We start from the raw sequence: 26,832 nt of genomic DNA, 5'->3' as shown, positions 1-26,832 counted from the left end.
CGTTTCAAACCATATGCCTCAATTTTTCATTTTTCTATTATTTTTCCTATGAGAATACCACGAATATAAAATATCCTATCATCAGAAGCTGTATGATGCCTTTTGTGATTACGCTGCTTATAAAACCTACAACGGAACCAAGGCCGATTTTGGAAGCAGTAACAGGGTCTTGTTTATGTACCAGGATCTCTGCCAGGAATGCCCCGATGAATGGACCTATCAGAATTCCGACGAATGGAATCACGAATGGCCCGACCAGAAGCCCAATCGTACTGCCCCAAATACCCGCTTTCGTGCCGCCATACTTTTTGACCCCGACCATGTTGGCAATATAATCGGCTGCGAATAAAAGGATGACGAATAAAATTTGGACCGTCCAGAAAAACCAGCCAAATGGTTCAAAAGAATAAAAAAGTCCATATAACAATATTCCGCCAAAAATGAACAAAACACTTGGGATGATTGGAAAAATCAGACCGACAAATCCCATTATGAACATGAGGGTGATTATTATCCAAAATAGTGTGTCCATATCTCAAAAGCCCCTTTCTCATTTAATTTATAATTTGATTTATCTCTCCATAATTACCTCATTACTGTTGTTTGAAACCAATGAAGCTGAATACAGGTTGTTTTATTTTTCCCATATAGTTAAAATTGGTTAGGAATCTTATATAGATAGGTGCTGAAAACATTGAACATATTCAAACAACTATGGGTTAGCATATTTTCCCCTAAAGATATCGCTTCCTTTCAAAACCAAGGTATCGGGAAAACGATTTTATACGTTTTCTTTATAAGTCTCATCGCCTTTCTCCCTTCAGCTTTTTATTTCGGTACAATGATAGTTGACGGGATAGATGCCATGCACGAAACAGTATCCGAAGACTTACCGGCATTTGAAATCAAAAATGGCACGTTGACGACTGAAGAAGATGAGCCATTTAGCCTGAATAAAAACGGATATCAAATTTTTGTGGATGGCACGGGAGCCTTGACCCCGGAAAAGGTAGCTGCAGAAGCTGATGAGGCTGTCGCACTTTTGAAGTCTGACCTGGTTTTCGTATCCGGAGGCAATGTGCAATCCTCTCCTTATTCAGTTCTGGAGGGAGATAATCAGGAAATATCCACTTGGCTTGATTCAGTTGAATCTGTGCTGCCGATCATCATTCCATTGCTTCTACTCATATTATACCTGTTTACTGCTAGCGGAATCTTCATTAAAGTGACAATCATTGCTGCTTTTGGTCTTTTTTTCAAGAACGCTCTTGGCCGTCCACTTTCCTACAGGCATCTTTGGAGAATTAGTGCATACAGCATAACTCTTGCCACCATATTCTTCACCATCATGGATGCTTTTCAAGCAATTGTACCATTCGCTTCCATCATTAGCTGGTTTGTTACATTAATGATGTTATATTTATCCATTAAAGAAACATCAGCCAATAAGATGGGAAATTGAGGTTAAATAAGATCCGGACCCACCTAGGTCCGGATTTTTTTGCTTTTGCACAAAACCGGGCAATCCTTGCCATTCCCTCGTATGACTACAGTCATCATTTTTTATATCTACTTAATTCGACAAAATACTCACCCAGTTATTACTATACTTATGATTGAAATAGTATTTAAGAGGTGATAGACGTGAAAGAGAGTCATATTGATGTACAGTGGTTGTTACTCATATTGGAGGCAAAAAAGAGTGGGCTGACCCAAAAGGAAATTCGCTCCTTTCTCAGCAATCATTCAAATAATAAGGATGTTACTCAACTGAAATAGACAATTTGAACGGCCACTCTCACATTCCATTTGAAAAATCGCCCATTTTTAGGCATATTTTTTGCCCCCTCCAAGTATAGATGAATTAAAGACAAGCTTGGGAGGATGGAAAATTGAAACGGCTACTGCTTTTTATCTCATTCTGTTTCACTTTATTTATTATTTATTTTGATTTGACTACGGGTACCCTGCCGGCTTCCCATCCACCTGCCTCTACAGGCGAACCGGCCGTGCCGGCCAGCCAGCCTGAATCCGCACCGTCTGCCGCTTATAAAGAAATCACAATGCAACCCGGGGATACCTTACTCTCCATCGTCGAAAAGGAAAAAGGCAAATCCAATCACCCAATCGAAACGATCATCTCTGACTTTCAAAGTTTGAATGAGGGATTGAAGCCAGAAAATATGCAGATTGGCAAAACTTATAAAATTCCCGTTTATAAATAACTTTCATATGGGGATTAGTGCCTTCACAAACACACTTAAGGGGATTTCCAAATACCAAAAACTCCCATAAATAGGAGATGTCACTTATTGAAAAAAGATTATGCGTCCTATTTCCTTGTCAAGCGGTAAGTACATTGATACAATATTTCAGAGAAACAAATTAAAAATCAAAACTGATTTTTTCCTAAAGGAGAGAATTCCACTTGAGTGAAATCATACATCGCACCAAAACGCGGCCAATTAAAGTCGGAAACTTAACGATTGGCGGCAATAATGAAGTTATAGTACAAAGCATGACAACGACAAAAACACATGATGTTGAAGCAACGGTTGCAGAAATCCTTCGTCTTGAAGAGGCGGGATGTCAAATCGTACGCGTAGCCTGTCCGGATGAAAGGGCAGCTGACGCAATCTCTGAGATAAAAAAACGGATAAACATCCCTCTTGTAGTCGATATTCATTTCGATTACAAACTTGCTCTGAAGGCAATCGAAGGCGGAGCGGATAAAATCAGGATAAACCCTGGTAATATCGGACGCCGTGAAAAGGTTGAAGCAGTCGTGAAAGCTGCGAAGGCTAAAGGAATACCAATCCGTATCGGCGTCAATGCTGGTTCTCTAGAGAAGAAAATCCTCGAGAAATATGGCTACCCGACTGCTGATGGAATGGTGGAAAGTGCTTTACACCATATCAAGATTCTAGAAGATCTGGATTTTCATGATATTATCGTTTCGATGAAAGCTTCCGATGTGAATTTAGCAATCGAGGCATATGAAAAAGCTTCAAAAGCATTCGATTATCCTTTACACCTTGGGATCACGGAATCAGGTACACTGTTCTCCGGAACCGTAAAGAGCGCTGCCGGACTAGGTGCCATCCTAAGTCAGGGTATCGGAAGCACGATTCGTGTTTCCTTAAGTGCCGATCCCGTCGAAGAGGTGAAGGTGGCAAGGGAGCTCCTAAAAGTATTCGGCCTTGCTTCCAACATGGCCACTTTAATTTCCTGCCCAACTTGCGGTCGAATCGAGATTGATTTGATTTCCATCGCCAATGAAGTTGAAGAGTACATCCAGACGGTTAAAGCACCAATCAAGGTATCAGTGCTTGGTTGTGCTGTAAACGGCCCTGGAGAAGCCCGTGAGGCTGATATCGGCATAGCCGGCGCCCGCGGTGAAGGTTTACTGTTTAGAAAAGGACAAATCGTACGTAAAGTGCCTGAAGAGACGATGGTCGAGGAACTGAAAAAGGAAATTGACAAAATCGCTGAAGAGTACTATGAAAAACAAAGAGCCGAAGCTGCTGCAGCAGCATTACTAAATAAATAAAACAAAGAATCCCGAATTTTCATTATCGGGATTTTTTGTTTTTTATCATTTGAAAAACCCTTTGATGTAAATGACATCAAAGGGTTTAACGATGCTAAAAGAACGGGGCAATAAATATGCCAACGATGATGGAGACAACACCTATGCCGATGGCCCAAGTACCCAGGTTCGATCCCCGGCTTCTTGCCACTATACCTACAATGATACCCACAATCCCTAAAATGAAAGGCATCATGAATAACGATAAAATGGAGATGATCAATGCTATGACACCAATGGCTTTTCCTCTTGATGCCACATTCCCCAAACCATTACCCTCTTCGGTTTCATCATTTTTATATGACCTGATTCGCTGAGGCGGTGTTGAAATCTCGGCAGACGTTTCTTCCTGATAACGGTTATCCATGTTGGTTATGGTCTCACCGCTCTCATATCGTCTGTCATCTTCAGGTTTATCTTCATTATAATACCGCTCATGATGCTGATCATCCACAACGGATGGTTCACTGCCCTCTTTCGTCAATTGCATTTCATCGTCAATACTGGAGTATTGATCTTTTTCCATTCGTGCATCCCTCACTTTCGTTTGTGAAGCATTTATAGTGTATGTAAAAATCGCAGGAACCCATCGTGAAAATGGTTTCATGTCTTGGAAATAAATATGGGTTTTTACCAAAGCTATGATGGGATATGTTACACTATTACAAGTATTGAAAATGAGGAGAGATTCATCATGAAAAAACGTTTTGGCATCGATATAGACGGGACTGTCACAAGACCTGATTCCATGGTTCCCTTTTTAAATAAAGCATTTCAACTGAATTTAGCATATGAAGACATAACCGAATATGACTTATTGCCTTTCGTGAATGTTCCAAAAGAGGATTTCACTAAATGGTTCATCGAGACCGAGCCGCTCATCTATTCCGAATCATTATTGGCTGAAGGTGCGAAAGATGTATTGGAAAAATGGACAGAACAAGCCAACCTTTATTTCATCAGTGCCAGGAGCTCCCGTTTATTGGATGTAACGAAGAATTGGTTCACGAGTAATCAAGTCCTATATGATCATATAGAGCTTGTAGGTTCACACGATAAGATTGCTGCAGCCAAAAAATTCGAAGTCGATCTCTTTTTGGAGGACAAGCACGATAATGCAGTGGCGATTTCAGAAGAGTGTAAAATACCCGTGATTTTATTTAATACCCCTTACAACCAAGATCCCGTGCCTGAAAGGGTGATTCGGGTCAACAATTGGCAAGAAGCCTCTGCCTGGGTGAATCAATGGATGTCAGGGAAACCGGCAACTATAAAATGAGACAAGAAAAAACCATTGACTTGAGGTCAATGGTTTTTTATGCTTCCAAAGATACGCTACATGCAGGACAGCGTCCGTAAATTTCAAATTTATGCCCCGAAACATCGTAGTCCTTCAAGCTTTCCTGAAGTTCCTGCATCGGGCACAATTCAATTTCTTTCGTTTTTCCACAGTTCAAACAGATGAAGTGGTGATGGTGGGAAGAATGACCGCATGTAAAACGAAAACGCTTTTCCCCTTCCAACTCGGTCGCTTCAAAGATGCCCAGCTCGACAAATAATGAAAGATTTCTGTAAATCGTATCGAAGCTTAAACCTGGATAATCCTGTTTCATATTCTCCAATACATCTTTGGCCGTTAAATATTTATCGCTGGAAGAGAAGAGCTGAAGCATTTCTTCCCTCTTTCCTGTATGCTTAAAACCTTTATCTTTTAAAAGTTGCATGGCAGTAGTTACGTTCAAAATACATCACCCCATCTATCGATTTTTCCACTTATCAAACAAAATTGACAAGATGAGAATTAGTACAGCTATTATTACAATGGTCCCGCCGGGAGCGAGGTCAAGGTTGTATGATAAGAATAATCCGCCTATGACGGAAACTTCACCGAATAATACCGAATAACCAATCATCTGCTTAAAGCCCTTGGCAAAGCGGAGACTGGCTGCTACCGGGAGCGTCATGAGCGAAGAAACAAGTAATATGCCAATGATTTTCATGGAAGCGGCAATAACCAATGCGACCATGACGATAAAAATAAAATGAATCGCTTTATAAGGGATTCCAGACGCTTTGGCATGCTCTTCATCAAATGATAACAGAAATAATTCTTTATACAATAAAGTGAGCATCAAGGCTACGACTAGCCCCACTGCCAAAATGACGTACAAGTCCGCACGGCTGACGGCACTGACACTGCCGAATAAATAACCATATAAATCCGTATTGAAACCATCAGCAATGGATATGAAGATGACACTAAGACCCATGCCGCCGGACATAATGATCGGGATTGCAAGCTCTTGGTAATGCTTGTACACCCCTCTTAATTTTTCGATGAATAATGAACCACCTACAGAAAACGCCATTCCAATATAAAGTGGATTCAATCCTGCTAAAGATAGAAAGCTCTTCTGCAGCAATAAACTGAACGCTATACCAGCAAGCGCTACATGACTGAGCGCATCGGAAATCATCGACATCCGCCTTACCACGACAAAAACGCCCACTAATGGCGCAATCGCTCCGATGATGATTCCGGTCAAGAATGCGTTCTGCAAAAATTCAAATTGCAATATCCCCGATATCATTGGGCTATCCTCCAAAACATATTAATGATCATGATTTAAAAATTGGACTCCATGTCCATAAATGGACGAGAGTTCACCTTCATCCAACTCATTATATTCACAGGCATCCCCATGAAAATGAAGCTTTTTATTCAAGCAGGCGACATGTGTGACTTTATCGGTCACAGTACCAACATCATGGGTTACTAAAATCAGGGTTATTCCTAATTTTTTATTCAACATCTCAAGCATTTCATAAAATTGGTGGACGTTTTTTGAATCAACGCCAACAGTGGGCTCATCCAATATCATCAATTCCGGCTCGCTGACCAGTGAACGGGCAATGAATACCCTCTGCTGCTGGCCTCCGGACAATTCCCCGATATTGCGATTTTGATATTCCAGCATGTCCACTGATTCCAGAGCCTTCTTAACCTTTTGCTTATCCTCTTTGCCAGCGAACTTAAATAAGCCTATTTTTTTGGTCAAACCGCTCTGAACCACCTCAAATACAGTGGCAGGGAATCCTGAGTTGAAGGAATTCGCCTTTTGGGAAACGAACCCGACCTTTTGCCAATCTTTAAAGCGCCGAATGTCTTCCCCGAATATTTCAATTTTCCCCTTTTGGAGCTTGAACAGACCAAGCAGCAATTTCAAAAGCGTTGATTTACCGGATCCATTCGGCCCGACGATAGCTAGGAATGCCCCTCTGGGAATTTCAAGCGAAACATGTTCCAGCACCAGATCTTTTGTATATTTGTAAGATATATCTTCAAATTTAACTATGGGGTTTACTACATTATCCAAAGAGATCACCTATTTTTTAAGAATCATTACGATTAACAATCGTTAGTATAAATCAAAGAAGTCCAGATGTAAAGAATCCGGTCCTCCGAACAAGTGCCGATATGCCTTGAATCACAAAAAAATGTTATCTGAACCAATTTCGTAATCAAACAAAGTTTCATGTTCACATACATCCACTTCCTTCATATGTTTTAACAAAGGAGGAGATCGTTTGAAATTATTTGAAATGATGGTCAATCATAAAATCAACAGTATACGCCCAGATGAACTGCTTTCCCTTGCTAAACAGCATAAGGTTGCACTCACTCAAAAACAAGCACAGGATATTACTGCACTTCTAGCCGGTAAAAATATTAACATTTTTGATATACGTCAAAGACAGAACGTACTTGGTCAAATTACAAAAGTTGCCGGAGCAAGCACGGCCAGGGAAATAGAATCCCTCTTCAACAACCTTACATCCAATTTTTAAAGATTCCAAGCCTGCTGACGACAGTCTTTATTTGAGCATACTTAATCCAAATGCAAAATGAAAGGACGATTCATCTTCATATCGATGAATCGTCCCTTTCTATTTGTGATAATTGGAATCTGATCTTTTCCAATAAATCTTCTTCAAATTGTTTATTCTTGAACATATCAATTTCGAATTTATATGGGGCCTTTTTGTCTTTTTTGTCTTCCCCTACATAAGGTGTTTCCAGGATTTTAGGAACAGAGCTTAATTGCGGATGGTGGACAATATCATTCAAAGCCTTAAAACCAATATGACCGAAACCAATGTTTTCATGGCGGTCCTTACGCGTGCCGCGTTCGTTTTTACTATCGTTTATGTGAAGTACCTTGATTCGGTCAACGCCGACCACTTTATCAAATTCATTCAGTACTCCATCGAAATCCTCGATGATATTATATCCGGCATCGTGAGTATGGCAAGTATCGAAGCAAACCGATAATTTTTCATTATGGGTCACACCATCAATGATCATCGCCAGCTCTTCGAAAGACCTGCCACATTCGGAACCTTTACCCGCCATCGTTTCAAGGGCAATCTGAACTTTATCATCGGCAGTCAGCACTTCATTCAAACCTTCGATGATTCTCTTGATTCCCAGTTCGCTTCCAGCACCGACATGCGCACCTGGATGAAGTACGATCTGCCTTGCGCCAATCGCTTCGGTCCGATCGATTTCGCTGCGTAAGAAGTTGACTCCAAGTTCGTATGTGGCTGGATTCGTGGTATTTCCTATATTAATGATATACGGAGCATGGACGACGATATCACTGATTCCATTTTCCTCCATATGCAATCTTCCGGCTTCGATATTTAAATCCTCGATTTTTTTACGTCTTGTGTTTTGAGGGGCCCCTGTATAGATCATGAATGTATTGGAGCCATACGAAGCCGCTTCCTGACTCGCAGCAAGAAGCATGCCTTTCCCGCTCATTGAAACATGCGATCCAATCTTCAGCATCTGATTTCTCCCCTATTTCTTTCTCTGTATACGACGTTCGCGTTTTTTAAAGTTTTCCACATCTCGTTGAATTTTCTTCTTGTATCCTGGCTTGACTTTAGTTGGCTTCTTAATGTGCCTGCTCGCCTTAACATCGATATCAGATTTTTGTTTTTTACGGTTTTTCCGTTTATTACGCTCGTCGATATCAACCCAATCACCGTTTTGGATATCGGCATCACGGAACTCGATGCCCATTTTTTCAAGGCGGTTCAATGCATCTTCATCGGAAGTATCGTAAATGGTAGTGGCAATGCCTGAATATCCTGCACGAGCCGTCCTTCCCGTCCTATGGATATAAAAATCCAAATCTGAAGGCAATTCATAGTTAATGATATGACTTACACCTTCAATATCGATTCCACGGGAAGCCAGATCAGTCGCAACGATGAATTGATACTCCAAATCATTGATTTGCTTCATCATTTTTTTACGCTCACGAGGCGTTAAATCCCCATGAATACGGCCGACATTCAACCCTTTATCGATTAAGGAATTAGCCACATGGTCCGCCATTTTCTTTGTGTTCGTGAAAATAATCGCCAAATATGGATTATAACGAACGATGATGTCATGAAGCAACTGCTCTTTGTTCCGGTGGCGAAGCGGTACGAGAACATGTTCGATTTTCGAAGCGGTCGCCTGCTTGGGATTCACCTGAACATACTTTGGATTCTCCATATATTTATTCAAAAACGGCTTCAATTTTTCTGGGATGGTTGCCGAAAAGACAAGCATTTGAATTTTTTCAGCCATGCGTGATGCAAATAAATCGACATCTTCTATGAATCCCATATCTAGCATAAGATCCGCTTCATCGACCACAAGCATTTTTGCTGTGTACACCTGTAATGCCTGGGCTTCAACCAAGTCCTTGATCCGGCCCGGCGTACCAATTACCAATTGCGGCTGTGTCTTCAATTTATCGATCATTCGCTGTTTATCAGTTCCACCGATGAAACAACGGACTTGAATCTGCTCATCCTCAGGGAAATGGTCAGCAATTTTCAAAGCTTCTTTGTAGATTTGGTTCGCTAACTCACGGGTTGGTGCGGAAATAATCGCTTGAACCTCATTTTTACCAGCATCAAGCCTGTTCATGATCGGCAGCAAATAGGAATGTGTCTTTCCTGTACCTGTCTGCGACTGTCCAATTAAGCTACTTCCCTTTAAAAGCGACGGAAGCACGCGCTCTTGAATTTCCGTCGGCTTATCGAACCCTAAAGTACGAACCGCATCTAGAATGTAGCTTTTCAAATTAAATCGTTCAAATTGATTTTGTTTCATCAAAAAACCCCTTTATCCTGTCAGTCATAAGACATGTCCTGTTATTATAATAAATTTTACACAAAAAGCGCAAGCGCCTGGGTTGCTCGTGAAGAAAATAGGGATTGTCCCATAAGGCGCTTTTTGCCTTGTGAGGGCAATCCTCTTTTTCACATCGAACTAGGCGCTGAAGCTGGATTACACAAAAAGCGCAAGCGCCTGGGTTGCTCGTGAAGAAAATAGGGATTGTCCCATAAGGCGCTTTTTGCCTTGTGAGGGCAATCCTCTTTTTCACATCGAGCTAGGCGCTGAAGCTGGATTACACAAAAAGCGCAAGCGCCTGGGTTGCTCGTGAAGAAAATAGGGATTGTCCCATAACGGTAAGGTCATTCGCCTTTTCCGATATGCCCCATTCATTCTAATCATAAAAGCGCATACGCTGAGGTTAGTTCTCTTAAAATGGACTCTTGCAAACGAAAAGCCCCTGTCCTGGTCATAGCGTATCCCCCGCAGACATGGAGCTAAAAGACTACCGTTACCATCTTACCTTCTTTCCGGTTACTTCACAACTGCCCAGTCACTCTTTCCTCAAACCTTTTTTGTCGAGTTGCATAATTTATATAGAAGATTACACCAGCATATAATATTCTTAGGAGGTGAAACCTATGTTCCCAAATAGAAATCGTCAACCCGGACCCGGTTTTCCGCCACCCAATGGCCGAAGGAGGCAGCAGCCCCCTGCTCCATTCAGGCAGTCACCGCAAATTCCCCATCCTTATCAGCAGATGCAGCGTCCGATGATTCCAAACAGACCGCATGTGCCACAGGGACCTCAAGGTTTCCGCGGCCCATTCAACCAACAGCAGCGGCAGGAAATGCCGCCAGCAAAGAAAGAAGGGTTATTGTCAAAAATACTCGGTAAGTCGAAACAAAAAGCAGCTTCTCCGAATTTGTTTGCGCCAGCGGGTTCCACTAACCAAAGTTCTTCAAGAAGCAGCGGAGGCGGTATCTTAGAAACATTAAAAAACCCCGATTCCCTTAATAATATGCTTTCCAACACGCAAAAGGTGTTGCAAGCGGCTGAACAATTCACGCCTATGGTGGAACAATACGGTCCAGTGATTAAAAACCTGCCTTCCATGTGGAAAGTTTTCCGAAGCATATCATCAGCCGATGAGACCAAGGACGACGGAGCTTCCGTTGAAAGCGGCCCCGCGGTTGGGGCACAAGAAAACAGTGAGGTAAAAACGGTTTCGAAGAAAAAAGAAAAAGCTATAGAAGCTAACCCCACTGCGCCAATTCGTCCCGAAACCAAAAGGAAGAGATCTTCAGGTCCCAAGCTTTATATTTAAAGGCTACAAAAAAATTACCAATAACTGATTTTATGTAAATATGATGTTTTGTAATATCATCTATGGTCTTATATAATAGAAAGGTATAAAAAGTGAGAGTTTCTTGCCTTGAAGGAGGACACATAGATGAAAGTGATTAAAATTTCCCCGCGCGGCTATTGTTATGGCGTTGTCGATGCCATGGTCATCGCCCGAAATGCGGCTTTAGATAAAACCTTGCCACGTCCCATTTACATTTTAGGAATGATCGTGCATAACAAACATGTGACGGATGCGTTTGAAGAAGAAGGCATCATCACGTTGGACGGCAGCAACCGCAACGATATCATCGAACAGGTGGACAGCGGAACCGTCATCTTTACTGCTCACGGCGTTTCGCCTGAGATCAGGAAGATCGCTGAGAAAAAAGGGCTTGTGACGCTTGATGCAACATGTCCCGATGTTACCGCAACACATGACTTAATTCGGGAAAAACAAGCGGAAGGCTATCAAATCATTTATATTGGCAAAAAAGGCCATCCGGAACCTGAGGGTGCTGTCGGAGTTGCTCCCGATGTCGTTCACCTGGTTCAAAAGGATGAAGATGTGGAAGCCTTGACTTTGAATAGTGATAAGATCATCGTCACCAATCAAACAACGATGAGCCAATGGGATGTTTTGGATATCATGGATAAAGTCAAGGAAAAGTTCCCACATGCCGAAGTCCATAAGGAAATTTGCTTAGCGACACAGGTTCGCCAAGAAGCCGTTGCCGAGCAAGCTGGCGAAGCTGATGTTTTAATCGTTGTCGGAGATCCTAAGAGTAATAATTCAAACCGTCTTGCACAAGTGTCCCAAGAGATTGCCGGGACGAGAGCTTATCGAATCGCTGACATTTCCGAGCTGAACCTTGAATGGCTAAAAGGTGCAGAAACGGTTGCCGTCACTTCGGGGGCTTCTACACCAACTCCGATCACGAAGGAAGTTATCGCATTTCTAGAACAATATGAAGCAAATGAGGAATCAACTTGGAATACCGAAAAGAAAACGCCATTGCATAAAATTTTACCTAAAATTAAAGTGAAGAAATGATTGCACAAATTCAAAGGCAGCCACTAGGCTGCCTTTTTCGTGTTATCAAATGAAGCGGAATGGGTCTGTATTCAGCCTGGATGGAATGAATTCCACATCGCAGTTCTTTTCGCGGCACGTTTTTTCAAGGAATCGTGCCACCCCTTTTTTCATCACCTTTTCAACATTGTGGCCGGGATCGACGATATTCAGTCCAATCATCATCGCGTCATGGGCTGTATGGTAATACATATCACCTGTAACGTAAACATCAGCACCCTTGAATTTTGCTGTCGTAAAGTATTTATTGCCGTCTCCGCCCAAAACGGCCACTTTTTTTATCGGACTTTGCAGATCTCCCACGACACGCACCTTTTCAACATCGAGTGTCCGCTTCACATGTTCGGAAAATTGTTCAAGCGTCATTTCTTCGGCAAGTACACCAATCTTTCCTAAGCCAAGTGACTCCCCTTTATTCTCCAGTTTATATATATCGTAAGCAACCTCTTCATATGGATGAGCTTTAATCATCGCAGCTAGTACTTTCTTCTCGATATTTTCCGGGAATATCGTTTCAATCCGCATTTCAGCTACTTCTTCAAGCCTTCCTTCAGAGCCGATAACCGGTTCACTGCCTTCACCTGGCAAGAAGCGTCCGGTACCTTCCCCCGAAAACGAACAATTGCTGTAGTTCCCGATCGCTCCGGCCCCCGCCTTGCCCAAGGCTTCCCTCACCTTTTGTTCGTCGGTCTTTGGAACATATACGACCAATTTCTTAAGAGCTGTCTCATAGGTTGGAATCAATACCTCTGTGTCCTGCAATTGAAGCGCTTCGGCAAGTAAATCATTCACTCCGCCCTTAGCAACATCCAAATTGGTATGTGCAGCATAAACAGCGATATCATGTTTGATCAGCTTTTCGATAATGCGGCCTCCAGCTGTGTTTGTATCGATCTTTTTCAATGGTCGGTAAATTAACGGATGGTGGGCAATGATCAATTCCACGCCATGTTCGATCGCTTCGTCTACAACCTCTTCCAGCACATCAAGGGCAATCAGCACTTTAGTAACCGGCTTATTTAACTGCCCGACATGCAGCCCGATTGGATCTCCCTCCATTGCATAATGCTTTGGGGAGAATTGTTCAAACATCTCAATGATTTTGTGACCATTCACTGTCTTCAACCTTTAAGCACCTCCTCGATTACCGAAATTTGGGACTTCAATTCATTGCGCTTCGTTTCCAGTCCGCTTCTTCCGCTTTCATCCAATTGTTCGATGATTCTCTCCAAATGTTTTTTCTCAAGCTGCCATTTTTTTATGAAAATTTCACTGAATTGCTCTCTTAAGAATGGACCAAAAGTGAGGCCCGTTTGCTTGTTTACACCATAAGGGCGGAGCGGGTCTCCTTTTTTGGCAATTAAGATCTCATAGATCTTCCCATCTTCCTCAAGGATCTCCTCTCCAAAAAGCTCCCAGCCATTTTCGATCAGCCAGCTGCGAACATTCGCTGCACCGACATTAGGCTGAAGGATCAGCCTTTCTGCCTTGCCGAGTTTCGCTTTTCCGCTTTCCAATATACTTGATATTAAAGTCCCTCCCATGCCTGCAATCGTAATGCATGTCGCTTCATCGGGATTCAATACTTCAAGCCCATCTCCTTTACGGACCTCTATCTTGTCTCCAAGACCCGTCATTGCCACTTGCTTGCGTGCTGACTGATAGGGTCCTTCTACAACCTCACCTGCTATGGCGCTGGCACACAAGCCGTTAGTCACCGCATAGCACGGCAAGTAAGCATGGTCTGATCCTATGTCTGCCAGGATGCTTCCTTTTGGTATATGTATGGCAACACGTTCTAATCTCATCGATAGTTTTTCATGATTCATATTTATCAACTCTCTTAATTCAAATAATGTCTTGCTATAATTACTTTCCCATTCGATTATACCAAGTTCAATCGAAAAATTACAGAAAGGAGAAATAGGGTTCTTTCTATACATGGGCAAAAGAAAAACTGCAATCTGGATTCTCCCTTTTCTGAATAAATGAAAAACTGACTCAAAAAGTTCGCTTTCCAACGATTTCTTGAGTCAGTTTCATGAATTATTTCAGTCCATGAATATATTCGGCCATGGCGTCAATGTTCTGTTCTTCGACTAAACCTGGTGGCATTGCACCTCGTCCATTAGTGATCACGTCTTTAACCTCGTCCACCGACAGGCGATCGCCAACTCCTTTTAGAGCAGGCCCGACACCGCCTTGATAGGCGTCACCATGACAAGAGATACAGTTTTGCTTATAAATGTCCTCAGGTGATGCTGAGGCACTTTCTGTTTCTTCTGTCTTTTCGCCGCCCTCTTTTTCCTTGGCAAGATCTTTGGCATCACCCAAACCTTTAAACGAAAGTAAAAACATAAGTCCAATACCAAAAACCATGATAATAATAAAAGGCATTACTGGATTGCGATTCATAGTATTTCCTCCCCTATGTAGAACCTAAACTTACCATATTTAATATTATATACAAACAGCTATATATTATTTTACTTGAAAAGAGTTTCAAGTAAAAGCCCAAAAATAGAAGATATTATATAATTTCTTAAAATTGTCAAAAACTTATGTATATTTCCAAACAATTTTACTTTTTCTTACATATGTTTCATAATACCCAAAAATCATTATTTAAAACCGCTGGAATTTCCTTGAATTATAATATTAAAAAGTAAAGAGTGACCAGTGCTCCAAAGCTTCCCACTATGGAAAAATGGAGCAGCTTCAGCTTATAGCCCAATAAAATCCAGAATCCGCAATTAATGAATAAGAAAATATAAAGGATACCCGCTTTGCCGGGTGCCATGAATTCCGCCAAACTGACTGTTAATAAAAGCAATGATAGTACCATCCCCATCAACGCCATCTGAAAAATGATTTTCCTGCCTTTTAAGCGGCGGACTGCCAGCCCAAAGACAAGTATTGAAATTGTTGTCATAAGCATTTGCATTCTTATGGTTATTTCAGTAAAATAATTCAAAAATACAATAAATGCAAAAAAAGTTCCAATCAACACCCCGAAAAAGATGTCGTTTTTTTTGCTCGCGGTTTCATTCGATTTTGATGGCGGCAGTTCGCCTTGACCGTATAATGCAAGCAGGTAATTACAATATTGCTCCGGAAGCATACGACTTTCCTTCCAAGAGTTTATTTCTTGAATGATGATTTTCTTTCTCATTTCATCCATGAATCTCACATCCTCATGATGAACTCCTTTTTAACGGCTTAGCTTTTAAATCTTTTTCCGTTATATGGAAAAATGGATAACTATTGTCCTGATTAGGATTTTTTTACATCGGAATTGAAAAAAAGAGCCGCTCCCGAACGCTGGGCATTCAAAGAGGGCTCTGTTAAGGGCATATATTCTATTCAAGGAAATCTTTCAATCGTTTGCTTCGGCTTGGATGTCTCAGTTTACGCAGCGCCTTCGCTTCGATTTGACGGATACGCTCGCGGGTGACCCCAAACACTTTACCTACCTCTTCAAGTGTACGGGTACGGCCATCATCAAGTCCAAAGCGGAGTCTCAAGACGTTCTCTTCACGGTCAGTAAGAGTATCCAATACGTCTTCAAGCTGTTCTTTCAATAGTTCATATGCTGCATGCTCCGATGGGGAAGTCGCATCCTGATCTTCAATGAAATCACCTAAATGTGAATCGTCTTCTTCACCTATTGGCGTTTCCAATGAAACAGGCTCCTGAGCTATTTTCAAGATTTCACGAACTTTTTCGGGAGTCAGGTCCATGTCCTCCGCAATTTCTTCCGGTGAAGGTTCACGTCCTAAATCCTGAAGAAGCTGTCTTTGGACACGAATCAATTTATTGATGGTTTCCACCATATGCACCGGTATCCGGATCGTTCTTGCTTGGTCGGCAATGGCACGGGTTATCGCTTGGCGAATCCACCATGTTGCATACGTACTGAATTTGAATCCCTTGCGGTAATCAAATTTTTCCACAGCTTTGATAAGTCCCATATTACCTTCCTGAATCAAATCAAGGAAAAGCATTCCGCGTCCGACATAACGCTTGGCGATACTGACAACAAGACGTAGGTTAGCTTCTGCCAAACGGCGTTTCGCTTCTTCATCTCCATCTTCAATTCTCGTCGCCAAAGAGATTTCCTCTTCTGCCGATAAAAGGTCGACCCGGCCAATTTCCTTTAAATACATGCGTACTGGGTCATTAATTTTCACGCCAGGAGGAACACTTAAATCATTTAAGTCAAACTCTTCTTCTTTTGCAAGTTTCTTCTCATCTGGATCATCTTCATCTTCGTCTTCCTCACCATCAGTGAGTATTTCGACGCCGTTTTCTGCTAACACCTCATAGAACTCATCCATTTGATCGGAATCCAACTCAAAACCGCCAATCATTTCAGCGATTTTTTCTAAAGTCAAAGAGCCTCGTTTTTTACCTAGCTCTAGTAGTTTTTCTTTCACCTGTTCAAGGCTAAATTCATTATCAACTTGTTTGGAACGTGCTGGTTTTTCAGCCATTAGTTCCCCTCCTTCCAGGACTTACACCTAAACGACTACAACATTTTACGCAATTTAATGATTTCCATGGCAATTTGTGCAGCAGTGACATAATCACTTCGTCTAACTGCATCTTTTTCTTCAACTTGTTTTTCTTTTATCTTTAACAACTTTTCATATTTCAACACTTGATTTATACAATCGGTCAGTTCTTTATCGGTAACTTCCTCATTCACTGACATCATTTCTATTTCCGAAACGATCCTTCTCAAGTTTGGATCCGGTAAATAAGTAAGGAAAAAGCTTGTATCCGGTTCGTGTCCATCTTCATAGAACGCATATAAATAGGTGATGATTGCCTGATGTTCATCTACATGAAAGACCGTTTGCCCAAGCAACTGCTGAATTTTGAAAGTCATATCCCTGCTTTTCAGCATATGGGCAATCAACTTCGTTTCAGCATTATGGTGAGCAGGTTTTAACTTATGCTCATATTGCAGGGCCATTTTCTTTTGGGCTGCTGGCTGCGGCAATGTCCCCTTCTTGCGTTCCGTAAAGAACACCTGACGCTGCTGCTGTTCCAGCGCATCCAATGAAAGGGAAAATTCAGAGGATAGCTGCCGGAGATAATGATCCCTCTCCACTGCATTGGGCAATCGCGAAATTTCTTTAAGGACTTCTTCGATATATTGAATTCGATCTCCTTCATTATTTACATTTTTCCCTCGACGCAAATAATGCATTTTGAATGCCATGTAGGTTAAACTGGCCCCTATTACTTCAGAAACAAAGCTTTTTTCACCGAATTCCTTTATGTAGTCATCGGGGTCCAGGTTATCAGGCATGAGAGCGACTTTCACGGAAAACTCATGGTCCTGTAACATATTGACTGCACGATTGGCAGCGTTCAATCCCGCTGAGTCCGAATCGTAGCAAATAAGTATCTGGTCAGTATTTCTTTTTAAAAGCTGGATATGCTGGTCCGTCAGGGCAGTGCCCATTGTAGCGACCGCATTCTCCACACCTGCGCCAACTGCTGAAATGCAATCGGCAAAGCCTTCAAAAATGACTGCTTGTTCTTTCTTTCGTATGTGCGGTCTTGCATGATGGAAATTATATAAAGTTTTACTTTTATTAAAGATTGGCGTTTCAGGACTATTCAAATATTTGGGCTCATCGTCCCCCATCGCTCTTCCTGAAAACGCAATCGTATTTCCTTGATGATCCATAATTGGAAACATGACTCTATTTCTGAAACGGTCAAAATATGACTCGTCTTTTTCCCTGAAAATAATAAGCCCTGCCTGCTCCATGTATTCCGCTGGAAACCCGCGTTTTAAAAGAAACTTGGAAACGAAGTCCCATGAATCCAAAGAGTAGCCAATTTGGAACTTTTCTATCGTCTCTTCAGTAAACCCTCGTTTAAGTAAATATTCAAGAGCATCCTGCCCCTCTTTCGTATTAACGAGGAGATGATGATAAAACTTCCTCAGCAGGTCATGGGCTTCAATCATTTGCTGAGCGCCTGCCGGCATGTTGGAACGCTTGGAATCCTTATTGATTTCAACTTCCAAAGGAACATTTCCTTTTTCAGCTAAAACTTTTGCAGATTCCACAAAGCTGTAGCCTTCTATATCCATTAAGAAGGTAAAAATATTTCCGCCTGCCCCGCAACCGAAACAGTGAAAGATTTGTTTTTCCGTTGAAACGGAAAACGAGGGCGAGTTTTCACCATGAAAAGGACATAGGCCAAAGTAATTGCGCCCCTGCTTCTTCAGCTGGACATACTCCCCAATTAAATCAACAATGTCAACAGCTTCACGAATTTGATTAATTTTCTCATCTTCTATACGGCCATTTATCATTTTTCCACCTTGCAATATTGGTGATAGTTTCTTATTCGATACTGTTTCCTAATTCCCTGCAAAGTTCGACAATGTTTTCATGAGTTTATTTGTAAAACATGCACGATCTTCCTTTGTGAATGCTTTCGGCCCTTTCGTATGCTTACCCTGCCTGCGGAGTTTCGCCGACTGATAACGCATATCCAAGAGCATGAAAATATTCTCTTCCGTGTATTCTTTTCCCCTTGGCGAAAGGACATAAACGTTTTTAGGAAGCAGTGTCCCAGCCAAACCAATATCTGCAGTAACGACAATATCACCCTTTTTTACTGAGTTTACTATATAAAGATCTGCCGCTTCTTTGTCTGCATCGACATATACCCATTTACCTTCAGGGTTATTCATCATATTTTTATATGATGCAACAAAACAGACTTCAATTTCGTGCAAACTTGCACAATGAAGGATTTCGTCTTTCACCGGGCATGCATCGGCATCGACGTGTATCGTAGGTTTATTATTCATACCTTCTAATTCTACATCTTTCTGCATAATCCTTTTTCTCCCCTAAACTTTATGAAGATATGGTGAATTTCCAGCATGATTCAGAGCGTTCCCTCTAAAAGAGCAAACATTATCCTTCAAAGAATACCTGTTTATGCAAGTGAAAGCACCTCATTTGCCTTGAAAAAGACCAGCCCTTCCTGAATTATACGGAACATGTCGAATTATTTTTATGATAAAAACCTTGACATCTCATTAACCTTTAGTTTATTCCTTATTAATTAAGTCTAAACCTTAAGATTACTTTTTTCTCACAATTTTTTATTATAGTCTATTTAATTAGAAGATGCCAACATTTAAATCCCGAATGTGTTTTCATGCAAATCAATGGATTTGCACGTGGAAACTAAGAGGAATTTTATGTAATTATTTTGAATTTATTCTTATTAATCCCTTATTTGACCTTGGCATTAAAATGTGAGCTGACACATAGAGTGTCTAGCTCACATTTTGATTTGCCTTAATTTAAGGATCAACGGTTTTTGTTTTGAAGGATATTGATGATTAAATTGGCTGTCTCTTCAACAGCTTTATTGGTTACATCAATGATAGGACAATTCAGCCTTGATATGATTTTATCAAAGTATGTCAATTCTTCTTTTATGCGCTCCACATTTGCGTAAATGGCATGATCATTGAGCCCAAGTGACTTTAATCGTTCTTTACGAATATGGTTCAGCTTTTCCGGGCTGATCTTTAAACCAATGCATTTTTCAGGAGGTACCAGGAACAGCTCTTCTGGCGGTTCCACTTCAGGCACTAAAGGTACGTTCGCCACTTTATAGCGTTTGTGGGCTAAATATTGTGATAATGGCGTTTTGGAAGTGCGTGAAACACCCACAAGGACGATATCTGCACGTAAAATGCCGCGAGGGTCACGTCCATCATCATATTTTACAGCAAATTCAATTGCTTCCACACGCTTGAAATAGTCATCATCCAGCTTTCTTACCAGACCAGGTTCATTAAGCGGACCTTTTGGAGCCCTTTCCTGAAGGATGTCCATGAGCGGCCCTAAAATGTCATAAGCAGCCAGGTTTTCTTTCTCGACCTGTGCCTTCATATACGCTCTAATTGCTGGCTTCACCAGAGTATAAGCAATGATCGCCCCATCCAACTTAGCCAGTGATATCACTTCATCCACGTTTTGTTCATCTTCAATATACGGAATTCTCTTTATGGAAAAAGCAGATCCCGAGAACTGGCTTGCAGCGGCTTTTGTGACCAATTCCGCTGTTTCCCCTACTGAATCCGATACAACATATATAATAGAACCGTTCATATTCTCCGTCATTCCTTTTGCAAGCCCCCTAATAGCCTTCATCAGCCAAAGCTACGAATGCTTTCGTAATATTGGTTTTTGTAATCCTTCCAATTACTTCATAGCCCTTTTCTGTGTCTTTGACGACCGGTAATGAGTCGATTTGTTTATCAATCAGTTTTTTGGCAACATCAATCAAAAGGTCTTCTTTTGAACACATTGTAATATTGGGCATCCTAGTCATGATGATATTGACTGGAATGGAGTTAAGCTCTTGTTTCCCAATACTCGCACGCAATAAGTCTTTCCTTGATAAGACACCAACAAGCAATGCATGCTTATCGACGACGAACATTGTTCCGACATCTTCTAAAAACATCATGACGATTGCATCGTATACGGAAATGCCCTCGTCAACGACGACAGGTATCGATTGGTAGTCCCGTACATAAAGATGGTTAAGGCTATCTGTCAAAAGCTGTGTCCCTGACCTGCCTGTATAGAAATACCCCACTCTGGGCCGGGCATCAAGAAAACCTGCCATCGTTAAAATCGCTAAATCCGGGCGAAGTGTCGCCCTGGTAAGGTTCAATCTATCCGCAATATGTTCTCCAGTAATCGGTCCGTTTTCTTTTACAATTTGTAAAATTTGTTCCTGACGCTTATTCAATTGGATTATAATCACCACCCCACTGCTTTCGCAGAGTAAAGTAACAAAAGTTATTCATTTAATAATTATATACTAAATAATTTAATTAGGGCATTTTTGTCCTATTTATTGACCATTTATCTTTTTAAGAAATCGGAAACCCATATTCAAAGGGTTTCCGATTCCATACATCCTTTCGATCATGTAAGGATGATTTTATTCATGGCAGCAAAACCTGCAACCAAATCACTGATTTCCTTCATTAAGGATAAACGGTTGTTGCGGATTGCTTCATCCTCTGCCATGACCATTGTATTCTCGAAATATGACTCTATTTCCGATTGAAGCGAAACAAGCTCTTCAAACCGCTCATTCTCATCTTTAGATTCCATATAACGCATTGCCACTTTTTGATATTTTACATATAACGCATTTTCTTGATCATTTTCAAAGGCAGCAGGGTCGACTGTCACCTGATTGTCACATTTTACGGCAATGTTCATGACCCGGCTTAAAGCTTCCAGGCTTTCCTTAAAGCCTGCTTCTTCTTTTTTCGCATCCAATACATGTGCACGTTCCACGATTGAGTGGATATAACCGATTTCATTGAACAAAACTGCGTCAATCAAATCGTAACGGATTTGCTGTTCTTGAAGCATGTGTTTGACACGTGCTTTAAAGAATGTGAACATATCCGCTTTAACTTCTTCAAGATCACGTTTTAAGATACCTTTTGATTCCGGTCCTTTAAGACCTAAAACAATAAGCTCCTCTAATGAAATATTCCATTTCTTCTCAGCTAGAATTTGGACGACACCGCTCGCCTGCCTTCTTAATGCGTAAGGATCCTGGGAACCTGTCGGAATGACGCCAATAGCGAAGAACGAAGACAAAGTATCAATTTTTTCAGCCAAACTCACAACCGCGCCAATGACTGAAGGCGGTACATCATCATCCGCATGCCTTGGCATATAATGTTCATTGATAGCCGCGGCCACTTCTTTGGCTTCCCCTTTTAAGAGAGCATATTTTTCACCCATATACCCTTGCAATTCAGGGAATTCATAAACCATATTACTTACCAAATCGAACTTGGCAATTGCCGCTGTACGAAGCGCCATTTCTTTTTCCGCCTTTAAATTCAAAGCATCCGCAAGAGCACCGGTCACTTCAGTTACCCGGGCAGTTTTCTCGGCCAATGTACCGATTTCTTCATGATAAACGATGCTGTCAAGCTTTTTCAAAGCATCCGAAATCTCTTTTTTCTGATCTTCTTTATAGAAAAATGCTGCATCCGATAAGCGGGCACGCAATACTTTTTCATTACCTTTAGAAACCTTATCCAAATGGCGGTCATCGCCGTTGCGCACGGTTACAAAGTAAGCAAGCAGGTTCCCTTCCTGATCTTTAACAGGGAAATAACGTTGGTGTTCCTTCATTGATGTGATAAGTACCTCAGCAGGAAGCTCAAGGAATTCTTCTTCAAAATGTCCAAATAACACCGTTGGATACTCTACCAAATTATTTACCTCTTCAAGCAGATCTTCATCGACAGGGATGATCCAGCCTTTCTCCTGCTCAAGCTCTTTAATCTGATCCAATATTACTTGCCGGCGTTTATCTGGATCTGCCATTACAAATTGTTCTGTCAGCGTATCTTCGTACCGTTCCGGCTGCTCGATGATGGCGCTATTGCCTAAGAAACGATGTCCTTTTGTTTCACGGCCCGTTTCCACATCAGCAATGCTGAATGGCACTATTTCATTGCCAAATAAGGCAATCAGCCATTTAATCGGACGGACGAAGCGAAGCTCCTGATTGGCCCAGCGCATATTTTTCGGGAACGTCATGCCGCTGATGATTTCACCAAGCTCAGATAAAAGCTGAACGGTCTGCTGTCCTTTTATGAATTTATTCACATGGACATATTCCACACCCTTGAGTTCTTTAAAATAAATGTCCTCTGAAGTCATGCCTTGACCCCTGACGAATCCCAATGCTGCTTTAGACCAGTTGCCTTCACTGTCCAACGCGATTTTTTTGGCCGGACCTTTTGCCTCTTCTTCGATATCCTTTTGGGATTCTTCCACGTCCTTCACCAATACGGCCAAACGTCTTGGTGTGGAAAAAGCTTCAACCGTCCCGAATTCTATCGCTTTTTCCGTTAGCCATTTCTGCACTTTATCTGACAACTGTTTCATTGATGCTGTCACAAAACGGGCAGGCAGCTCTTCCAATCCAATCTCCAATAACAAATCACGCTTGCTCATTTGTATTCTCCCCTTTCACTTTCAGGATCGGGAAGCCTAATTTTTCCCGCTCTTCATAGAAGGTTTTGGCAACCTTACGCGCTAAGTTACGGCACCGGGCAATATAACCCGTTCTTTCCGTCACCGAGATGGCACCTTTGGCATCCAAAAGGTTAAATGTATGGGAACATTTCAAAACATAATCATATGCAGGATGTACAAGTCCTTCTTCCATTTGTCGATGCGCTTCCTTTTCATACATCGTGAAAAGCTGAAACAGCATGTCAAGGTCGGAGGTTTCGAACGTATATTTCGAATGTTCGTATTCCGGCTGACCAAATATATCGCGAACAGTGAATCCATCTGTCCATTCTAGGTCAAATACGTTTTCCTTATCTTGAATGTAAGAGGCGAGACGTTCGATCCCGTATGTAATTTCCACGGAAACCGGTTTACACTCAAGGCCGCCCACCTGTTGGAAATATGTAAATTGGGTGATTTCCATTCCATCAAGCCACACTTCCCAACCGAGTCCGGCACACCCTAGAGATGGATTTTCCCAATTGTCCTCCACAAAGCGAATATCATGCTCGAGCGGATTTATCCCTAAAGCACGTAATGAATCCAAATACAACTCTTGGATATTGTCAGGCGACGGCTTCATGATCACTTGGAACTGATGATGCTGATACAGTCGATTAGGGTTCTCACCATAACGACCGTCAGCCGGACGGCGGGAAGGCTCTACGTAAGCCACGCTCCAAGGCTCCGGTCCAATGGCTCTCAGGAACGTGTATGGGCTCATCGTACCTGCCCCTTTCTCGACATCATAAGCATTCATCAATATGCAGCCTTGCTCAGACCAATGCTTTTGTAACGTTAAAATCATATTTTGAATATTCATCGTACACCTCCAGGTTATTTAAACGGCTTTTAGATTATAGGTCGGAAACCCATTACATTTTGGCAAACAAAAAACTCCCGTCCCTATGCGAAATGCATAGGGACGAGAGTATACCCGCGGTTCCACCCTAATTGCCGTTTACAAAACGGCCTCTTTTCAAAGCAACATGCTCCGGAAACGCCCTTCCCTGTAAATCCATATCCCGGCTTCCACCGTCCCGGGTTCGCTTTTTATGGAGAATGACAGATACTCTTTTCCATCAACGCAATCTTCTTATTTTGATGATTAGAATTTTATACAAACTAGCATGGAATGTCAATAGGTCAGAACCTAAAACATATCTTTCATCGTATCAATCTGTTTCAGGAACTTTTTTGATTTCAAAAGCAGACCGGAATATTCCTCATAATATGCATCGATGATCTTCCGCAGTTCTTTTTTCGTTTCAGGCTTGACGGAAATGTTTCCGAGCCTTGATAAATCTAAATAATAAAAAACACGAAGCAATTTGACGGCTGCAGGTGAAATTTTAAAATGATAAGGGTCTTTCCCCAGACAGCGGTGACAAATAAAGCCCGCTTCCCGAAGCGAGAAGGAGAATTCCCCTTCCGTTTCACCACATACGGCACACTGATTCAACACTGGGTTAATCCCATTGACGGGCAGCATCTTCATTTCAAAAATGAATGTCAAAACCTCCGCGTCATATTCCTCGTTTATGTAATGCAAGGTTTGCGAAAGCAATTCATACAAATATGGATTTGGTTTCTTATCCTCGACGCTTTTATCAAGCAATTCAACAATATATGAAGCATAAGCGGTGGCAAAAAGATCCTCCCTTATGAAACGGAGTGAATCGACCATTTCGCCTTGCTGAAGACTGCCGAGTCCGGTTGATGTGGTTACAAGAAAATACCCGGAGCAAAAAAGCTGTGTGACGGCAGAAAGCCTGCTGTTAGGTTTACTGGCCCCTCTCGCCATGACGCCAATTTTCCCTAGCTCACGGGTATATATAGTAATGATTTTGTTATTTTCTCCATATGCAGTTCGCCTTATGACAATGCCCTCACATTTTTGGAGCATACCAAGACACCACCCATGCTCGCCAAGGCTAACCTATGAAACAGGAAAATCAATTTCTGCTAGCTCATCATTCAATCCCAAGTGTCTTTCCTGTCTTTCGACTTCTATCTCCTTAAACAGCAAATAGGTGTCCACATTACCTGTTTCAGTGAATAATTCCCAGGTAAAATCCAACATATAAAGCCCACCTTTCATTTTTAACTAGCAATATGAATATCCGACCATATGATTAGCTTGACCGTTTTCCTAACTTTCATGATGCGTAAATTTTGTTAATTAATACTCGCTTTCATTGAAGCCGTAATCGCGAAGCTGGCTTGCTTTATTACGCCAATCCTTCTGTACCTTCACCCACAGTTCCAAGAAAACTTTAGAGCCCAATAGGTTTTCGATATCCACCCTGGCACGGCTGCCGACTTCTTTAAGCATTTTCCCTTGCTTTCCGATGACAATGCCTTTTTGTGAATCCCGTTCAACAACGATAGTCGCCATGACATTGATGGTGTCGCTATTGTCCATCTTTTTAATTGAATCGATGACAACAGCCACTGAATGTGGAATTTCTTCCCGTGTCAGGTGCAGCACCTTCTCACGGACCAATTCCGAAATGATAAAACGTTCCGGATGGTCGGTCACTTGGTCAGCTGGATAGAACTGGGGACCTTCAGGCAGATGATCTTTGATTTGTTCAAGCAGTGTATCCACATTATTTCCTTCAAGCGCAGAAATCGGGACGACTGCCGCAAAAGGGTAAAGCTGTTGGTATTTTTCAATGATCGGAAGTAAATCATCTGGATGCATCGCATCGATTTTGTTTACGACCAGGAAAACAGGCGTTTTTACGGATTGAAGTTTTTCGATGATAAACTCGTCCCCGCGTCCGTACCCTTCAGTCGCATTGATCATGAAGAGAATCAAATCGACTTCCTTCAATGTATTCGTTGCCACTTTCATCATGAAGTCGCCAAGCTTATGCTTTGGTTTATGAATGCCGGGTGTATCGATGAAAATCATTTGTGAATCGTTTTGCGTAAGTACACCCTGGACCTTATTTCTTGTAGTTTGCGGTTTATCACTCATAATGGCGATCTTTTGACCGATGACCCGATTCAGAAATGTACTTTTTCCTACATTAGGTCGTCCAATTATTGAAATGAAACCTGATTTGTAACCTTTTACTTGTGTATCGTCAAATAGTTTATCCATTTAAATCCTCCGGTGAAAAAGCTCCTGGAAGCAATTCCTGTACTGTTAGTTCTTTTATATCCCCATGTAAGTTGGTCAAAACGACCGGCATATCCTTTTCGCACAGTTCTGAAATAACCTGCCTGCATGCCCCGCATGGAGCGACGGGACCATCGGTATCCGCCACGACTGCAAGTTTGGTGAATTTTTTATCGTCATGGGCATAAGCGCTGAATAAAGCTGTCCTTTCGGCGCAATTACACATGCTGTATGCAGCATTTTCTATATTACAACCATGATAGACCTTTCCATCAGCGGTTAAAAGGGCTGCCCCCACCTTAAACTTGGAGTAAGGCACATAAGCTTTATCCCTTGCTTTTTTAGCTTCCTCAATCAATTCTTTTGTATTCAAT

Annotated in this window: 30 protein-coding genes and 1 other annotated feature; of the genes, 8 read left to right on the top strand and 22 right to left on the bottom strand. The window is 41.8% G+C overall.

All coding sequences use genetic code 11. The annotated features are described in order from the left end of the window. Positions 1-46: 46 nt before the first annotated feature. Entirely contained in the window at positions 47-532 is a 486-nt protein-coding gene (locus A6755_RS10415; protein ID WP_048677991.1) for a DUF456 domain-containing protein, read from the bottom strand. A gap of 162 nt (positions 533-694) precedes the next feature. Between A6755_RS10415 and A6755_RS10410 the strand changes: the two genes are divergently transcribed. From A6755_RS10410 to ispG, 4 genes are all read left to right on the top strand, one after another. Further along, complete coding sequence (locus tag A6755_RS10410; RefSeq protein WP_063590616.1) at positions 695-1,462, top strand: DUF1189 domain-containing protein; 768 nt, start codon at positions 695-697, stop codon at positions 1,460-1,462. Positions 1,463-1,635: 173 nt separating this feature from the next. Beyond that, positions 1,636-1,779, top strand: a complete 144-nt coding sequence (locus tag A6755_RS28105; protein ID WP_082162761.1) for an anti-repressor SinI family protein — start codon at positions 1,636-1,638, stop codon at positions 1,777-1,779. A 113-nt stretch (positions 1,780-1,892) separates the two neighbouring features. Then, on the top strand, positions 1,893-2,225 hold the full coding sequence (locus A6755_RS10405; protein WP_063590615.1) for a LysM peptidoglycan-binding domain-containing protein: 333 nt from the start codon (positions 1,893-1,895) through the stop codon (positions 2,223-2,225). 212 nt (positions 2,226-2,437) lie between these two features. Then, positions 2,438-3,550: a flavodoxin-dependent (E)-4-hydroxy-3-methylbut-2-enyl-diphosphate synthase gene (gene ispG / locus A6755_RS10400; protein ID WP_187050875.1), complete on the top strand. Its 1,113-nt coding sequence runs from the start codon at positions 2,438-2,440 to the stop codon at positions 3,548-3,550. A 94-nt stretch (positions 3,551-3,644) separates the two neighbouring features. Here ispG and A6755_RS10395 read toward each other — a convergent pair whose 3' ends face one another. Continuing rightward, positions 3,645-4,115, bottom strand: coding sequence for a DUF4190 domain-containing protein (locus A6755_RS10395; RefSeq protein ID WP_244889657.1), 471 nt, complete (start codon positions 4,113-4,115; stop codon positions 3,645-3,647). Between the two features lie 168 nt (positions 4,116-4,283). On the opposite strand from A6755_RS10395, the gene A6755_RS10390 reads away from it, so the two are divergent. Beyond that, positions 4,284-4,868, top strand: a complete 585-nt coding sequence (locus A6755_RS10390; protein WP_053535718.1) for a 5' nucleotidase, NT5C type — start codon at positions 4,284-4,286, stop codon at positions 4,866-4,868. A 37-nt stretch (positions 4,869-4,905) separates the two neighbouring features. Here the strand turns inward: A6755_RS10390 and A6755_RS10385 are convergent, their stop codons facing one another. The 3 genes from A6755_RS10385 to A6755_RS10375 are packed head-to-tail and all read right to left on the bottom strand — an operon-like array spanning position 4,906 to position 6,966. Beyond that, entirely contained in the window at positions 4,906-5,331 is a 426-nt protein-coding gene (locus A6755_RS10385; RefSeq protein WP_034308449.1) for a Fur family transcriptional regulator, read from the bottom strand. 15 nt (positions 5,332-5,346) lie between these two features. Further along, the gene (locus tag A6755_RS10380) at positions 5,347-6,180 is read right to left on the bottom strand and encodes a metal ABC transporter permease (protein WP_034308452.1); all 834 of its coding nucleotides are present in this window, start codon (positions 6,178-6,180) and stop codon (positions 5,347-5,349) included. Between the two features lie 21 nt (positions 6,181-6,201). Then, entirely contained in the window at positions 6,202-6,966 is a 765-nt protein-coding gene (locus tag A6755_RS10375) for a metal ABC transporter ATP-binding protein (RefSeq protein ID WP_053535720.1), read from the bottom strand. A gap of 211 nt (positions 6,967-7,177) precedes the next feature. Here A6755_RS10375 and A6755_RS10370 point away from each other — a divergent pair, with 211 nt between their 5' ends. After that, on the top strand, positions 7,178-7,438 hold the full coding sequence (locus A6755_RS10370; protein ID WP_048677987.1) for a DUF2624 family protein: 261 nt from the start codon (positions 7,178-7,180) through the stop codon (positions 7,436-7,438). A 76-nt stretch (positions 7,439-7,514) separates the two neighbouring features. On the opposite strand, the gene A6755_RS10365 is transcribed toward A6755_RS10370, so the two are convergent. Beyond that, positions 7,515-8,441 (bottom strand): deoxyribonuclease IV, encoded by a 927-nt coding sequence (locus A6755_RS10365; protein WP_063590614.1) that lies wholly within the window; start codon positions 8,439-8,441, stop codon positions 7,515-7,517. A gap of 12 nt (positions 8,442-8,453) precedes the next feature. After that, the gene (locus A6755_RS10360) at positions 8,454-9,767 is read right to left on the bottom strand and encodes a DEAD/DEAH box helicase (RefSeq protein WP_063590613.1); all 1,314 of its coding nucleotides are present in this window, start codon (positions 9,765-9,767) and stop codon (positions 8,454-8,456) included. Between the two features lie 644 nt (positions 9,768-10,411). On the opposite strand from A6755_RS10360, the gene vrrA reads away from it, so the two are divergent. Further along, positions 10,412-11,098: a VrrA/YqfQ family protein gene (gene vrrA / locus A6755_RS10355; RefSeq protein WP_063590612.1), complete on the top strand. Its 687-nt coding sequence runs from the start codon at positions 10,412-10,414 to the stop codon at positions 11,096-11,098. A gap of 126 nt (positions 11,099-11,224) precedes the next feature. Then, on the top strand, positions 11,225-12,169 hold the full coding sequence (locus tag A6755_RS10350) for a 4-hydroxy-3-methylbut-2-enyl diphosphate reductase (RefSeq protein WP_063590611.1): 945 nt from the start codon (positions 11,225-11,227) through the stop codon (positions 12,167-12,169). Between the two features lie 45 nt (positions 12,170-12,214). Here A6755_RS10350 and A6755_RS10345 read toward each other — a convergent pair whose 3' ends face one another. The 15 genes from A6755_RS10345 to A6755_RS10280 form a co-directional block, all read right to left on the bottom strand. After that, entirely contained in the window at positions 12,215-13,333 is a 1,119-nt protein-coding gene (locus tag A6755_RS10345) for a Nif3-like dinuclear metal center hexameric protein (RefSeq protein ID WP_034308466.1), read from the bottom strand. After that, entirely contained in the window at positions 13,330-14,037 is a 708-nt protein-coding gene (locus A6755_RS10340) for a tRNA (adenine(22)-N(1))-methyltransferase (RefSeq protein WP_063592507.1), read from the bottom strand. The genes A6755_RS10345 and A6755_RS10340 overlap by 4 nt, the downstream gene beginning before the upstream one ends. Positions 14,038-14,254: 217 nt before the next feature. Next, a complete protein-coding gene (gene cccA / locus A6755_RS10335; RefSeq protein WP_034308472.1) occupies positions 14,255-14,623 on the bottom strand; it encodes a cytochrome c550 in 369 nt (122 codons plus the stop codon). A gap of 235 nt (positions 14,624-14,858) precedes the next feature. Then, the gene (locus A6755_RS10330) at positions 14,859-15,389 is read right to left on the bottom strand and encodes a hypothetical protein (protein WP_063590610.1); all 531 of its coding nucleotides are present in this window, start codon (positions 15,387-15,389) and stop codon (positions 14,859-14,861) included. Between the two features lie 178 nt (positions 15,390-15,567). Beyond that, positions 15,568-16,701 carry an RNA polymerase sigma factor RpoD gene (rpoD, locus tag A6755_RS10325; protein ID WP_034308477.1) on the bottom strand — a complete coding sequence of 378 codons (1,134 nt, stop codon included), beginning with the start codon at positions 16,699-16,701 and terminating at the stop codon, positions 15,568-15,570. Positions 16,702-16,736: 35 nt separating this feature from the next. Further along, a complete protein-coding gene (gene dnaG / locus A6755_RS10320; RefSeq protein ID WP_098185749.1) occupies positions 16,737-18,542 on the bottom strand; it encodes a DNA primase in 1,806 nt (601 codons plus the stop codon). A 51-nt stretch (positions 18,543-18,593) separates the two neighbouring features. Then, positions 18,594-19,049, bottom strand: a complete 456-nt coding sequence (locus A6755_RS10315) for a YaiI/YqxD family protein (RefSeq protein ID WP_034311344.1) — start codon at positions 19,047-19,049, stop codon at positions 18,594-18,596. A gap of 511 nt (positions 19,050-19,560) precedes the next feature. Beyond that, positions 19,561-20,370 (bottom strand): pyruvate, water dikinase regulatory protein, encoded by an 810-nt coding sequence (locus tag A6755_RS10310; RefSeq protein WP_034311346.1) that lies wholly within the window; start codon positions 20,368-20,370, stop codon positions 19,561-19,563. Positions 20,371-20,398: 28 nt separating this feature from the next. Continuing rightward, the gene (ccpN, locus tag A6755_RS10305; protein WP_034308483.1) at positions 20,399-21,037 is read right to left on the bottom strand and encodes a transcriptional regulator CcpN; all 639 of its coding nucleotides are present in this window, start codon (positions 21,035-21,037) and stop codon (positions 20,399-20,401) included. Positions 21,038-21,198: 161 nt separating this feature from the next. After that, on the bottom strand, positions 21,199-23,268 hold the full coding sequence (gene glyS / locus A6755_RS10300) for a glycine--tRNA ligase subunit beta (RefSeq protein ID WP_063590608.1): 2,070 nt from the start codon (positions 23,266-23,268) through the stop codon (positions 21,199-21,201). Further along, positions 23,255-24,151 carry a glycine--tRNA ligase subunit alpha gene (gene glyQ / locus A6755_RS10295; protein ID WP_034308488.1) on the bottom strand — a complete coding sequence of 299 codons (897 nt, stop codon included), beginning with the start codon at positions 24,149-24,151 and terminating at the stop codon, positions 23,255-23,257. Before glyQ ends, glyS begins: the two co-directional genes overlap by 14 nt. A gap of 95 nt (positions 24,152-24,246) precedes the next feature. Next, positions 24,247-24,423, bottom strand: a binding site (T-box leader). A gap of 58 nt (positions 24,424-24,481) precedes the next feature. Then, entirely contained in the window at positions 24,482-25,234 is a 753-nt protein-coding gene (recO, locus tag A6755_RS10290; protein ID WP_063590607.1) for a DNA repair protein RecO, read from the bottom strand. Positions 25,235-25,267: 33 nt separating this feature from the next. Then, entirely contained in the window at positions 25,268-25,411 is a 144-nt protein-coding gene (locus A6755_RS25695; protein ID WP_065310843.1) for a YqzL family protein, read from the bottom strand. A gap of 99 nt (positions 25,412-25,510) precedes the next feature. Then, positions 25,511-26,440, bottom strand: a complete 930-nt coding sequence (gene era / locus A6755_RS10285) for a GTPase Era (protein ID WP_063590606.1) — start codon at positions 26,438-26,440, stop codon at positions 25,511-25,513. Next, complete coding sequence (locus tag A6755_RS10280) at positions 26,433-26,831, bottom strand: cytidine deaminase (RefSeq protein ID WP_048685709.1); 399 nt, start codon at positions 26,829-26,831, stop codon at positions 26,433-26,435. Before A6755_RS10280 ends, era begins: the two co-directional genes overlap by 8 nt. Between the last annotated feature and the right edge of the window lies 1 nt (position 26,832).

The organism is Peribacillus frigoritolerans, from assembly GCF_001636405.1.
GTDB classification, from domain to species: domain Bacteria; phylum Bacillota; class Bacilli; order Bacillales; family DSM-1321; genus Peribacillus; species Peribacillus frigoritolerans.
The sequence above is the reverse complement of the archived record's forward strand: the minus strand, read 5'-3'. Positions and strand labels throughout refer to the sequence as shown.